This window comes from Streptomyces sp. NPDC006372 (genome assembly GCF_040612515.1).
Lineage (GTDB): Bacteria > Actinomycetota > Actinomycetes > Streptomycetales > Streptomycetaceae > Streptomyces.
On sequence record NZ_JBEXQJ010000021.1, the window covers coordinates 1 to 12,876 of the forward strand.

General features: G+C 69.9%; 11 protein-coding genes and 2 pseudogenes. 11 read left to right on the forward strand and 2 right to left on the reverse strand.

Translation table 11 applies throughout. The features are described from left to right. Nucleotides 1-194 (forward strand): annotated as a pseudogene (locus ABZ016_RS26685) (ABC transporter); the annotation flags it as partial. Continuing rightward, nucleotides 191-1,009 carry an ABC transporter permease gene (locus tag ABZ016_RS26690; RefSeq protein ID WP_356919231.1) on the forward strand — a complete coding sequence of 273 codons (819 nt, stop codon included), beginning with the start codon at nucleotides 191-193 and terminating at the stop codon, nucleotides 1,007-1,009. The pseudogene ABZ016_RS26685 and the gene ABZ016_RS26690, both read left to right, overlap by 4 nt. Before the next feature lie 524 nt (nucleotides 1,010-1,533). Here ABZ016_RS26690 and ABZ016_RS26695 read toward each other — a convergent pair. Then, on the reverse strand, nucleotides 1,534-3,525 hold the full coding sequence (locus tag ABZ016_RS26695) for an amino acid transporter (protein ID WP_356919232.1): 1,992 nt from the start codon (nucleotides 3,523-3,525) through the stop codon (nucleotides 1,534-1,536). A 136-nt stretch (nucleotides 3,526-3,661) separates the two neighbouring features. Between ABZ016_RS26695 and ABZ016_RS26700 the strand changes: the two genes are divergently transcribed. Next, entirely contained in the window at nucleotides 3,662-4,153 is a 492-nt protein-coding gene (locus ABZ016_RS26700) for an aldo/keto reductase (RefSeq protein ID WP_356919233.1), read from the forward strand. 916 nt (nucleotides 4,154-5,069) lie between these two features. On the opposite strand, the gene ABZ016_RS26705 is transcribed toward ABZ016_RS26700, so the two are convergent. Further along, nucleotides 5,070-5,972 carry a helix-turn-helix transcriptional regulator gene (locus ABZ016_RS26705; RefSeq protein WP_356919234.1) on the reverse strand — a complete coding sequence of 301 codons (903 nt, stop codon included), beginning with the start codon at nucleotides 5,970-5,972 and terminating at the stop codon, nucleotides 5,070-5,072. A gap of 119 nt (nucleotides 5,973-6,091) precedes the next feature. Here ABZ016_RS26705 and ABZ016_RS26710 point away from each other — a divergent pair, with 119 nt between their 5' ends. The 8 genes and pseudogenes from ABZ016_RS26710 to ABZ016_RS26745 all read left to right on the forward strand — a co-directional run bounded on the left by ABZ016_RS26710 (nucleotide 6,092) and on the right by ABZ016_RS26745 (nucleotide 12,872). Then, nucleotides 6,092-7,057, forward strand: a complete 966-nt coding sequence (locus ABZ016_RS26710) for an NADP-dependent oxidoreductase (RefSeq protein WP_356919235.1) — start codon at nucleotides 6,092-6,094, stop codon at nucleotides 7,055-7,057. Nucleotides 7,058-7,077: 20 nt separating this feature from the next. Beyond that, entirely contained in the window at nucleotides 7,078-7,461 is a 384-nt protein-coding gene (locus tag ABZ016_RS26715; protein WP_356919236.1) for a DUF2255 family protein, read from the forward strand. Nucleotides 7,462-7,564: 103 nt separating this feature from the next. Further along, nucleotides 7,565-7,918 (forward strand): nuclear transport factor 2 family protein, encoded by a 354-nt coding sequence (locus tag ABZ016_RS26720; protein ID WP_356919359.1) that lies wholly within the window; start codon nucleotides 7,565-7,567, stop codon nucleotides 7,916-7,918. A 51-nt stretch (nucleotides 7,919-7,969) separates the two neighbouring features. Then, nucleotides 7,970-9,013: a zinc-dependent alcohol dehydrogenase family protein gene (locus tag ABZ016_RS26725; RefSeq protein WP_356919237.1), complete on the forward strand. Its 1,044-nt coding sequence runs from the start codon at nucleotides 7,970-7,972 to the stop codon at nucleotides 9,011-9,013. Between the two features lie 294 nt (nucleotides 9,014-9,307). Then, nucleotides 9,308-10,075, forward strand: a complete 768-nt coding sequence (locus ABZ016_RS26730; RefSeq protein ID WP_356919238.1) for a glucose 1-dehydrogenase — start codon at nucleotides 9,308-9,310, stop codon at nucleotides 10,073-10,075. A gap of 138 nt (nucleotides 10,076-10,213) precedes the next feature. After that, the gene (locus ABZ016_RS26735; protein ID WP_356919239.1) at nucleotides 10,214-11,341 is read left to right on the forward strand and encodes an alpha/beta hydrolase; all 1,128 of its coding nucleotides are present in this window, start codon (nucleotides 10,214-10,216) and stop codon (nucleotides 11,339-11,341) included. A 184-nt stretch (nucleotides 11,342-11,525) separates the two neighbouring features. Beyond that, nucleotides 11,526-12,011 (forward strand): hypothetical protein, encoded by a 486-nt coding sequence (locus tag ABZ016_RS26740; RefSeq protein ID WP_356919240.1) that lies wholly within the window; start codon nucleotides 11,526-11,528, stop codon nucleotides 12,009-12,011. 117 nt (nucleotides 12,012-12,128) lie between these two features. Next, nucleotides 12,129-12,872: pseudogene (locus ABZ016_RS26745) on the forward strand (ATP-binding protein). The last annotated feature ends 4 nt before the right edge of the window (nucleotides 12,873-12,876 follow it).

Below are 12,876 nucleotides of genomic sequence, written 5' to 3' on the forward strand. Positions count from 1 at the left end.
TCACCCGGGACGACGAGGCGCTGGCGCTGCAGATCCCCAGCGACGGCAGCCAGCGCGAACTGCGCTCCATCCTCGACTGGCTGGACTCGGCCGGCATCGAGGCCGACGAGCTGACCGTGCACACCCCCGACCTCGACGACGTGTTCTTCGCCCTGACCGGCGGCACCGATCAGCCCAAGGAGGCTGTCCGATGAGCACCCCCCTGGCTCCCGCCCACCCGACCCGGCTTTCCCTCGCCCTGCGCGACTCTTCCACGATGCTGCGCCGCAACCTCCTGCACGCGCGACGCTACCCGTCCCTCACCCTGAACCTGCTGCTCACGCCGATCGTCCTGCTGCTGTTGTTCGTCTACGTCTTCGGCGACGTGATGAGCGCGGGCATCGGCGGTGGCGGCGCCGACCGCTCCGAGTACATCGCGTATCTCGTCCCGGGCATCCTGCTGATGACCATCGGCGGCACCCTGGTCGGCACCGCGGTGTCCGTCTCCATGGACATGACCGAGGGCATCATCGCCCGCTTCCGAACGATGGCGATCCACCGCGGTTCCGTGCTCATCGGACACGTCATCAGCAGCGTGGTGCAGTCGGTCGTCAGCGTGACTCTCGTCGGCGCCGTCGGCGTGGCCATCGGCTTCCGATCCACGGATGCCACGGTCCTGGAGTGGATCGCGGCATTCGGGCTGCTCGCGCTGTTCGCCCTGGCGTTCACCTGGATCGCGGTCGGGATGGGCATGGTCAGCCCCAGCGCCGAGGCAGCCAGCAACAACGCGCTGCCGCTCGTCTTCCTGCCGCTCATCTCCAGCGCCTTCGTCCCGGTCGACGCGATGCCGGGCTGGTTCCAGCCGATCGCCCAGTACCAGCCGTTCACGCCCGCCATCGAGACCTTGCGCGGACTGCTGCTCGGCACCGAGATCGGCAACAACTGGTGGATCACCATCGTCTGGTGCCTGGGCCTGGCGGCGCTCGGCTACCGCTGGTCGAAGGCGGTGTTCAACCGCGACCCGAAGTGACCGCGCGGGCTGCCTCCGGCGGTTCGTCCCGCTCGAGGGCGGCATGCTCCGGCACCGCGTCGGCGTACGCCGCCCCATCGTCGTTGTCCGCCGCCTGCCGGAGCCGCGCCGCCCGCACCGTCGGCAGGAACTCGCGCTGTACTTTCGACGACCGAACGCCGAAACCGGCCTCGCATGCGGACGGACAAGCTTGCTGTCACCTACCAGGCTGCACCGCACGTGGCCGTCATCCGCCCCCGGACCCCGCAGGTGGCAAGACGCCGACGTAAGCCCCTGCCCCTCAGGGTGAGGCCGCCACCGGCAGGTCCAGATGCTGTGGCCGCCGCCCTCATCAGAGCCCAGGCGCCGAGCCCCAGAAGCCACAGCGATGCGGTGAAGAATCCGGCGGTCAGCAGGGCGGCCATAAGGAGGAAGAGACCGCATTGGATGCGCCGGAGACCGCGGTCGGGGTCGTCAGGGTGCGACATCGCGTCTGTTCCCTATCGGTCGGCGGTCCGCCGCGTCGCCAGGCTGAGGTGACGGGCTCAGCCGCCGACGTGGATACCGGGGCGGCGGTCGTGGTCGGGTTCGTTGCTGCGGATGATCTCGCGGGTGACCGGGGCGGTGTCACCGCGGCCGAGGAGGAAATATCGGATCATGTGCACCAGGGGGCTGCCTTCGGCCCAGGCGAAGTAACAGTGCGGCCGCACGCCGGTGGCATCGCGCAGGGCGAGCAGGATGGCGGCGATGGCGTTGGGGGCGGCCGGCGCCTCGGCGCGCAGGATGCGGTAGCCGTCGACTTCGACGCCGTGGACGGTGAGGGTTTCGCTGAAGTCGGACGGGTCGACCACGTCGATCTCCAGGAAGATCACGTCAGCCGGGCCCGGCACCGGGTTGGTGCCGCGCTGTTCGCGTTCCTTGGCGCTGTACTCGGCGAAGTCGCCGGCCTGGCGACGGTTGGCGATGATGTTGATGGACTCGTCGTGGGCGAGGGTGTCGGCGATGAACCGGCGGGCGGCCTCGTCGAAGACGATGCGGTCGGCGCGCAGTTCGGTGGTGCGCGAGACGCGGGAGATCAGCGATACGACGATGATGCCCAGGATGAAGAAGCCGGAGATGGCGATGCCGTCGGGCTTGTCGACGATGTTGGCCACCAGCGCGTAGAACAGGACCGCGGTGAGCAGGGCGAAACCGACGGTACTCGTGCGCCGGCGGTTACGTGCGACGAAGACGGTCACGGCGAAGGCGCCGGAGACCATCATCGCCAGGATCCCCGTCGCGTAGGCACCGGCCTGGGCATCGACGTCGGCGTCGAAGGCGATGGTGATCAGGATGCACAGAGCCGTGTAGACGATGACGACCGGACGCACCGCTCGTCCCCACTCGGGGGCCATGCCGTAGTCGGGCAGATAGCGGGGAACGATGTTGATCAACCCTGCCATGGCGGAGGCACCGGCGAACCACAGGATGAGGATGGTGCTGATGTCGTAGGCGGTGCCGAATGCCTCGCTGACATGCTCGTGCGCCAGCCAGGCCAGCGCCCGGCCATTGGCCGCACCGCCGGGCTCGAACTCCTTCTCCGGAATGAGGACGGTGGTCACGAAGCTGGCGGCCAGCAGGTAGACGCTCATGATCAAAGCGGCCGTCGTCAGAAGGCGCCGGGCGTTGCGGATCCGCGAGCGCAGCCGCTGCTCGGCGTCGGCACCGTCGGCCGCCACGAGCGGCATCATGCTCACCCCCGTCTCGAAGCCGGACAGACCCAGCACCAGCAGCGGGAAGGCCAGCAGTGCCGGACCGGCAAGGTCACCGAAGCCGCCTCCGCCGTCGACCAGCGCGTCGGTCCAGACCGACAGCGCGCCGTCTGTTGTGAACACATGGACCAGGCCCACACCGATGACCACCGCGTTGAGCGCCAGGAAGACGGCGACCAGCGGGATGGCGACACTGACCGCCTCACTGAACCCGAGCAGGAATACACCTCCCAGCACCAGCAGCAGCCCCACGGTCAGGGCGACCTCGTGGCCATGGAGTACGGAGGGGAAGAAGGGGTTCTCCACCACGTGTACGGAAGCGTCCGCCGTGGACAAGGTGATGGTGATGATCCACGAGGTGGCCACGAAGCCGAGCAGGACCAGAACAAACAGCTTGCCCCACCAGAACGGCAGCAGATCCTCCAGCATGGCGACCGACCCCGCGCCGTGCGGGCTCTCCTTCGCCACCTTCCGGTACATCGGCAGCATCCCCAGCAACGTCAACGCCACGATCAGCAGCGTCGCCAGAGGAGAGACGGCCCCAGCGGCCGACGCAGCGATCGCCGGCACGTAGGCCAGGCTGGAGAAGTAGTCGACCCCGGTCAGGCACATCACCTTCCACCAGGCATGCGGCTCGGCATGGCTCTCACCGGCCGCGGGCCCCACCGGCTGCACCTGGTGACGCAGCAGCCACCGCGCCGCCTTGCCTGTCGGCGGTGTCCGCAGAGCTGGACTGTCCACCGACTCGGGCATTATCGGCCGGTTGCCACCACTCATGTCCCCCATGCCCTTCGTTGTCTGACCACCGATCGGTCGCAGCAGCCACCGCCCTGCGGCTCCGCAACGATCACCGAGTATGCGGCCTCCCGGCACCACCACCCAATACCGGGGCACGTATGAGCCAGCCGACGGCGGAACTGACGTGCGGGACGACCCGCATCAGCGTCGGCGATCCGGGTGCCGCGGTCGGAGCGGGCTGGACCTTGACGCTGCGTCAACCCTCCATCCTTCCGGCAGGAGCTTCCCCGCAGTCGCCTGGAGCAGCTCCTCGAAGGAGGCGGATGACCATGACGGCCCAATCCATCGCGCATCCGGCGATTCGCCCCTCACCCTGCAGCTGCAGCTGCAGCACAGCCTGCTGTCCCGCGAGAGCGAATGGGAAGTCGTCCCGGCCGCCCTGCACAACGACATCGGCCTGCTGCCCTGGTCCCCCCTGGCCGGCGGTTTCCTCACCGGCAAGTACCAGCGCGGCGACGTCCCGGCGTCCGACTCCCGCGCGGGCTCCGAGAAGCACCTCTACCAGTGGGTGTCAGCCGAGTACGCCGCCCCGGACCGGAACTGGGCCAACGATGGAGCCCAGGCCCCTGGCCCCCTCCTCGAAGGCGGCTCGGACCATCCCCTCGGACGCGTCTGACACCCGCCTCTCAACACGCAGTGGCTCAGCAGACCCTGTGGGCCTGCTGAGCCACTGCACGCATGAACGCCAGGGCCGGGCCAGCTCGACGCGCGCAGTTTCCGCATTCCAACTGGTCCGCCATTGCGGACGAGCAGAAAACTCGACGGCGGGTTCGGGGCCCACGTCGTTCCGGATTCCGCGAACTTGCACGCTTCAGCGTTCGATCTGCTCAGGTTGTCCGGGATGCACACGACTGGGTGGCCGTACCAGCGGCGGCGGGGCCGCGCTGGAGTCGATGTTCGCCGCTCGCCGGCTTTTCGCGCCGTGGGTGCTGTGTCCGTCGACCATCGCCCCGGCCACCGTGTGCAAGTGGCTGTCATGGGCGTCGGTCAGGATGGAAGGCGTTGTCTTCGAGAAGCTCAGTGATCCCTACCAGCCGTCGGTGAGGGGCCGGCATTGACGGCGGCCGGGTGCGGAGGCCCCGCCGACGCGCAACGCGAGCGAGCGCGCCCCGATCCTCGGCTGCGTCCGCGCCGCCCATCCCGCCCCTCGCTCATCCTCAACTCCGGCCAGGGCATGGTCGAAGGGGGGGCGCATCGGGGATGTCAGCAACCCGACCATGTCGTACGCCCGTGGTGACCTGGGCGGACTCCAGGACGCTGTGGAGGCCTACGCAACACCTACCGCAACACTCAGCGCAACGCAGGGACTTGTGCGGTGGAACGGCTGACGGGCGGGCTGGTCACGGTGTCGTCCTGCGATCTCCTGAGTTGGTCGCCGGTCACGCGCACAACCAGGTCCAGGACGTCGTCGAGGGCGAGCCGAAGTTCGCGGCCGTCCTCCGAAGCGGCACGGGTCGGGAGTCCAGGATCGCGGCGCATCGCGCTGCGACCGGTGCGAGTCGTCCGTGGGAGACCTCGGGGCGGGCTGAAAGTCAGCCGCGGCGCCGGCCTGCGGAATCGTCCTCCTGCTGGGGGATCGCCTCGGCTTCGTGCTTGCGCGTCTGCGCCCAGGAAGCGAGCAGGACGAGGCCGTCGGCGCTTGGGCTGCCCGGCGCGGCGGTGTAGGTGACGATCGAGACGTCGGGGTCGCCGGGCAGGTCGAAGTCGGTGTACTCGAGGTCGAGGGTGCCGACGGCCGGATGGTGGATGACCTTGCGGCCGCGGGAGTGGCGGCGCACGGCGTGCTTGGCCCACCGGGCGGCGAAGTCGGTGCTGCGGGCGGAGAGCTCGCCGATCAGGTCGGTCGTCCTCCTGTCTAGCGGGTCGCGGCCGGCGGTGGCGCGGAGCACGGCGACGAGGAGGTCCTTGCCGGCGTCGATGTCGGCGTAGAAGTCCTCCGCGCGGGGGTCGAGGAACACGAAGCGGGCGAAGTTCGGCGGCTGCTCGGCCATGCCGTCGAGCGGGGAGTAGAGGGCGCGGCCGAGGTCGTTCGCGGCCAGGAGGTCCAGTCGACCGCTCTGGACGATGGCGGGCACGCTCATGGAGTCGAGGACCTGCTGCACCGCCGCCGTGATCGGCGCGGCGGGCTTGGCGCGCCTGCGGCGGGATCCAGGGGCGACGCTGCGGGCCAGGTCGTAGAGGTGGGCGCGCTCGTCCTCGTCGAGCTGCAGCACGCGGGCGATCGCGTCGAGCACGCTCTCGGACGCGCCGCCGAGGCGTCCGCGCTCCAGGCGCGTGTAGTACTCGACGCTGACGCCGGCGAGCATCGCGACCTCCTCGCGGCGCAGGCCTGCGACGCGGCGGTCCCCGCCGACGTACGGCAGACCGGCCTGCTCGGGCGTGACGGCGGCACGGCGGCTCATCAGGAAGTCCCTGATCTCCTTCTGAAACTCCATGTCTCAAGGCTATGGCGGCCATTCCCGCATTGGGGGGCCCTGAGAGTGCCTGGCAGCGCCCCGGGACGCGGGTGACGCTGGATGGGCATTTACGGATCGTGCTGGAAGGAATTGCACAGATGAAGGCCATCGGCCTGAACACCTACGGCGGCCCCGAGGTACTCGAGGTGGTGGATCTGCCCGAGCCGCGTCCCGGCACTGGCGAGGTGCGGGTGCGGGTGCGCGCGGCCGCGATCGCACCGGTCGACGCGCTCATGCGCACCGGGGCGTTCGCCGCGGCGCACGAAGGGCTCGAGCCCCCGTTCGTGCCCGGCATGGAGATCTCCGGCGTCGTTGACGAGGTCGGCCCCGACGCCGAGCTGGAGCCCGGCCTGGCCGTCGGCGATCCGGTCGTCGCGTTCGTCGACTTCGCCGGCGCGCACGGCGGCTACAGCGACGTCGTCGTCCTGCCCGTCGCGTCGGTGACCCGCGCCCCGGAAGGTGCGAGCTTCATCGAGGCAGCGTCGTTCGTGAACAATTCCCTGACCGCTCGTAACGCCCTGGACGCGCTGGCCCTGGAGCCGGGGGCGACCCTGCTGGTCACCGGTGCCGCCGGATCGGTCGGCGGGTACCTCACCCAGCTCGGCACGGCCGAGGGCCTGCGGGTCGTCGCGGTCGCCGCCGAGTCCGACGAGGACCTGGTCCGCTCCTTCGGGGCCACCGACTTCGTCGCCCGCGGCGAGGACGCGGCGCAGCGGGTGCGCGACCTGTTCCCGGACGGGGTCGACGCGGTGGCCGACGCCGCGGTCCTCGGCGATGGGATCGTCGGCGCGATCCGCAACGGCGGCCAGATCGCCAGCTTCCGCGCCTACGACGCAGACCCCGGACGAGGCATCCGCTCCCACGTGCTCAACGTCCGGGAGCGGGCGACTGACCACGCGGCGATCTCGCGGCTGCGCGAGCTCGTGGAGAAGGGCGTGCTGAGCATGCGCGTGGGCCGCGTCCGCCCCGCCGCCGAGGCGACCGAGGCGCACCGCCTGATGGAGAGCGGCGGAACCCGCGGACGGATCGTCCTGGAGTTTCCCGTGGAGAAGACCGAAAAGTGACGACCGGACAGGAGACGCCCATGACCGTATGGCCCGCGGAGACGATCGAGAAGATCGCCGCCACCGACGACCTGCACATCGCCCCCTACCGCGCCGACGGCAAGACCACCGGCACCTTGACCTGGATCTGGTCGGTCGTCGTCGACGGACGGCTGTTCGTCCGCGCCTACAACGGCACCCGCGGACGCTGGTACCGCTCCGCGGTCGCGCAGCGCGCCGGGAGGATCACCGCCGCCGGCAGCGAGCACGCGGTCGCGTTCGCCCTGGTCGACGATCCGGAGCTGAACGACAGGATCGACCAGGCCTACCGGGAGAAGTACGCGGGCAGCCCGTACCTGCCGCCCATGATCGCCGCGGGCCCGCGGGCCGCGACGGTCGAGATCGCCCCGCGCGGCGCGGCCTGAGCTGCGCCGGTCCGACGTCCGCTGACCACCATCCCGGCCTGCGCCATCCACCGAACCCGAGGAGCATCTGCGTGGCACCAGCGCCGCAGGAGACCGTCGAGCGCTGAACGACTACTTCGGCGCGCTGGAGGCGAAGGACTTCGACCGCCTCCGCGCCTTCTACGCCGACGACGTGACCCTGACCTTCGCCAACCACCCGACCATCACCGGCGCGGACGGCGTACTCGCCCTCATGGCCGACCTCGCGGGCAAGCTCGAGCGCATCGAGCACCGCCTGCTGCGGGTGTGGCAGGAGGACGACGGCGTCGTGATCCTCGAGGTGCGGTGCGTCTACCACCTGAACGACGGCGGCGTCATCGAGATCACCGCCTGCTCGATCTTCGCCATCACGGACAGCAAGCTCGCCGACATGCGCCTCTACGTCGACCACGCCCCGGTCGACGCCGTCCTCGGCTGAACCGCCCGCACGCATCGGACCCACCACTCATCGACAGGAGAAACACCCCTCATGCGCGCAGCGCTCATGCACTCCGCCGGCGACGTCCGGATCGAGGACGTCCCCGATTCCCGCATCAAGCACCCCACCGACGCCCTGGTGCGGATCACCGCGTCCTGCATCTGCGGCTCCGACCTGCACCCCTACCACTCGATGACCGCCGAGGCCGGACCGGCCCGGATGGGCCACGAGCTCCTCGGCGTCGTCGAGGAGGTCGGCGCGGACGTCGCCACCCTGAAGAAGGGCGACCTCGTCGTCTCCCCGTTCGCCGTCTCCGACGGCGTCTGCCAGTTCTGCCGAGAGAACCTGCAGACCTCCTGCAGCCATCACGAGGCGAACTTCTGGGACGGCATCGCCGACGAGGGCGGCCAGGCCGAGGCGGTCCGCGTGCCGCTGGCCGACGGCACCCTGGTGAAGCTGCCCGTGGCCGCCGACTCGGCGCTGATCCCGTCGCTGCTCACCCTCGCCGACGTGTACGGCACCGGTCACCACGCCGCGAAGATGGCCGGGGTCAAGCCCGGCGACAGCGTGACCGTGATCGGCGACGGCGCGGTCGGCCTGCTGGCCGTGCTCTCGGCCAAGCGCCTCGGGGCCGAGCAGATCGTCCTCATGGGCCGCCACAAGCCCCGCACCGACCTCGGACGCGAGTTCGGGGCCACCGACGTCGTCGCCGAGCGCGGCGAGGAGGGCATCGCGAAGGTCCGCGAGCTCACCGGCGGCCACGGCTCCCACGCCGTGCTGGAGGCCGTCGGGCATCTTCCCGCCTACGAGCAGGCCATCGGCGTCGTCCGCCCCGGCGGTGTCATCAGCCGTGTCGGCGTCCCGCAGTACGAGGACGCGCCGATCGGCTTCGCCAGCCTGTTCCGCCACAACATCCGCCTCGCAGGGGGACCCGCTCCGGTGCGTGCCTACGTCGAGGAGCTGATGCCCGCCATCCTCGACGGCACCATAGAGCCGGGCAAGGTCTTCGACGCCGTCACGGACCTCGAGGGCGTGCCCGCCGGGTATCGCGACATGGACGAACGGAAGAGCCTCAAGGTCCTCGTCCGCCCCTGATCGCTGTCGCGCTCCTCTCCCCGCGCCAGGCCGTCGGTTCGACGTCGATGCTCGGGGCCCGGGCGGCCGGGGTGCGGCCCATGTCCCCTCGCCGCCACGCGGCGGCCCATCGGGTAGCGACGACCTCGCTCACGTCAACCAGGCCTGGCTCGCCACGACCGAGGATCCCGGGGCGCTCGTCTCCGGCCGGTACTGATTCCACCAGAAGACCGAGGACCCGCACCCGGCCGTGCGCGACGAGCTGTCCCGCGACTGACCTCGCCCCTCAGCACCACATCACAAGGAACACCACCCATGACCGTCACCTACGACTTCACTGGCAAGACCGCGTTCGTCACCGGCGGCAGCGCCGGGATGGGCGAGGCCGCCGTCCGCGCCTTCGCCGAGGCAGGGGCCGCAGTCGCGATCGTCGACCGCGACGTCGACGCGAGCCAGCGGCTCGCCGACGAGCTCGCAGCCAAGGGGCAGAGGGCCATCGCGGTTGCCTGCGACGTCGCCGACGAGGACCAGGTCGCATCGGCGGTTCACGCGGCCGTCGAGGCCTTCGGCGGCCTGGACATGGCGTTCAACAACGCCGGAATCATGCTCCCGCCGGTCGACTCCGCCGACGAGACCGCCGAGGCGTTCAACACTCTCGTCGCGGTCAACCTCAGGGGCGTCTGGGCATCGATGAAGCACGAGCTGAAGCAGATGCGCGAGCAAGGCTCCGGAGCGATCGTGAACTGCTCGTCGCTGGGAGGCCTTGTCGGCGGCGATGGCCGCACCACCTACCACGCGACCAAGCACGGCGTGATCGGAGCGACCAAGTCCGTCGCCCTGCAGTACGGCAGGCACGGTGTGCGCTGCAACGCCGTCTGCCCCGGCACCATCGAGACCCCGATGGTCGCCCGGATGGCCGCCGGCGGCGAGCTCGACACCGAGGCAGCCGCAGCAGGAGTGCCACTGGGCCGGCTCGGCCGTCCCGACGAGATCGCCGCCGCCGTGCTGTGGCTGTGCTCCGACGCCGCCAGCTATGTCACCGGCGCGGCCCTGCCCGTCGACGCCGGCCACACCGCCCAGTAGCAGGGGCACCGCGAGACGGACGACCACGTCCGCGCCGTCACGCAGGCGCGGAAGCGGTTGCCTGGAGCAGCGCCCCGGTCACGACCGTACCGACCACCACACTCCTTTCCCCCACCGATCGAATATGAGGTCCGCTCCATGGAACGTCGCAAAGCGCTCGGACTGATCGCCGTTACCGGCGCCGCCACTGCCGCATCCTTCACGGCTCTGCCCGCCTTCGGTGAAGACAGCGGCCGCGCCGCGGGCACCACAGCACAGGGCAAGGCCATGGCCAAGGGCGGCTACACGTTCGCCCTGGACGAGAACGTCAGGCGGACCTCGGTGCGGTTCAAGAACCGCTACGGCATCGAACTCGCTGCGGATCTCTACGTGCCGAAGAACGCCAGGGGCAAGCTGCCCGCCCTGGCGGTCAGCGGCCCGTTCGGCGCGGTCAAGGAACAGGCCTCGGGGCTCTACGCCAACGAGTTCGCCCGGCGCGGCTACATCGCTCTCGCCTTCGACCCCTCCTTCACCGGGGAAAGCGGCGGCACGGTGCGCGACGTGGGCTCGCCCGACATCAACACCGAGGACTGGAGCGCCGCCGTCGACTTCCTCGGCCTGCAGAAGATCGTCGACCGCAAGCGGATCGGCGCGCAGGGCATTTGCGGCCTGAGCGGCATGGCGCTCACCGCAGCGGCTGCGGACAGCCGTATCAAGGCGGTCGCCACGGCCGCGATGTACGACATGTCGCGCGCCATATCCCGCGGCTACCAGGACTACTACACGCGTGAGCAGCGCCAGAAGGTCGTGGACCACCTGAGCCGGCAGCGCTGGATCGACGCCGAGAGGGGCACCTACGCGCGGCTCTCCGCAGAGGTCCCCTTCGACGAGAACGGCAACGTCGCCCCCTCCAACCGCGGCTTGCCCGAGACCCTCCCGGCGGACGCCGACCCGATCACGACGATGTTCTTCAACTACTACCGCACCAAGCGCGGCTACCACCCACGCTCGATCAACTCCACCACCGCATGGACCGGGACCACGCCGATGTCGTTCTTCGCCTTCCAGCAGATGACGAACATCGACCTGCTCGCGCCCCGCAAGGCCCTTTTGGTGACCGGATCCGAGGCGCACTCCCGCTACTACTCCGAGGACGTCCAGAAGATGGCTCCCGACAGCATCGACCTCCTGGTCGTTCCCGGCGCGGACCACGTCGACCTGTACGACCGCAGGGACATCATCCCCTTCGGCAAACTCGACGAGTTCTTCGCCAAGAACCTCGCCTGACCGGAAGCGTTCCACGACAGGCCGGTACCCCCGCCGGCCTGCCCCCCCCTGCGTTCCTGAGCGACCAGCACCGACTGTTCATCAGGGGACCACCGGTAAAACGTGACCGGGAACAGGATCGGCCGGTAGGTGGCATGCGCATGATCATGGCCACGGCCGAGGGCGGGGCGGCGAGCGCATCACCGTGCTACTGGTCGACGACCACGCCATGGCGCTCGCCCCGGAGGCGGGCTCGGCCCTGCTCGTCACCGGGGCCGCCGGCTCGGTCGGCGGCTACCTAACCCAGTTCGGCACGCACGAAAAGCTGCGCGTCGACGCGATCGCCGCCAAGGACGACGAGGAACTCGTCGGCTCTTTCGGCGCCGAAACCGTCGTGCCCCGCAGGAGTACGCCTGCAGTACATCGGCCGCAGCACCACCCACGCAGCCGCGGCCTCGTGACTCGGCGCCACGAAGGACTTCGGTGCCCGCTGGCGCTGCTCGACATCGGGGGTGGGCCCCTGGAAGTCGGCTTCGGCCGGGGCCGAATGCCCGGCTTCGCCGTCTCTCTCCCGCTCGGCGCGAGCCGGCTGACGGCAAAGTTCCTCACCGCTCACGATCCGCCCACCCCCGTCGAATTCGAGGCGCTGCGGCGTCACCTCGCCACACGCCATATCCATATCTTCTGTTGAACGGCGGCTGGCCCAGCTGCCGCCCGACGCCCGGCCGCTGCCCTCGGTCGCGGCCAATGACCAGCTGCTGCGAGTACGGCAGCCGGCCGACCGCCCCGCCATCCAGGGAGAGATGCCGTGACACTCAAACGACACCGCGCGCTGACCGAACAGGCCGCGACCGCCGCCGTCGACCAGGCATGCCGCATGCTCCGGCTGCCCACTATCCGGGCCCAGTTCCCCGAACTGGCCGAAGCCGCCGCCCGTGACCAGATGTCGTATCGCGGGTTCCTCGCCGAGCTGCTGATGGGCCGAGTGCGACGACCGGGCCCGGCGACGCTCCGAACGGCGGATCAAGGCGGCGCAGTTCCCGCGGGAGAAGTCGCTGCGGGCCTTCGACTTGGGTCAAGAAGGGCGTGTCGCTCTGCCTGATCGGCGACTCGGGCACTGGCAAGTCCCACCTGTTGATCGCGCTCGGCACCGAGGCGGCCATGGCCGGCTTCCGGGTCCGCTTCACACTCGCCACCAAGTTGGTCAACGAGTTTGGTCGAGGCGGCGGACGAGAGGGTCCTGACCAAGACCATCGCCCGCTACGGACGCGTCGATCTGCTCTGCATAGACGAACTTGGCTACATGGAGCTGGACCGCAGGGGCGCTGAGCTGCTGTTCCAGGTGCTGACGGAGCGGGAGGAGAAGAACAGCGTCGCCATCGCCTCCAACGAGGCGTTTGGAGGGTGGACAAAGACATGTACGGATCCGCGGCTTTGCGCGGCCATCGTCGACCGTCTCACCTTCGGCGGGAACATCATCGAGACCGGCACCGACTCCTCCCGGCTCGCCAGCACCCGGGCCGCCCGGGCGCAGAGCGCAGTCTCAGGCTGACCCG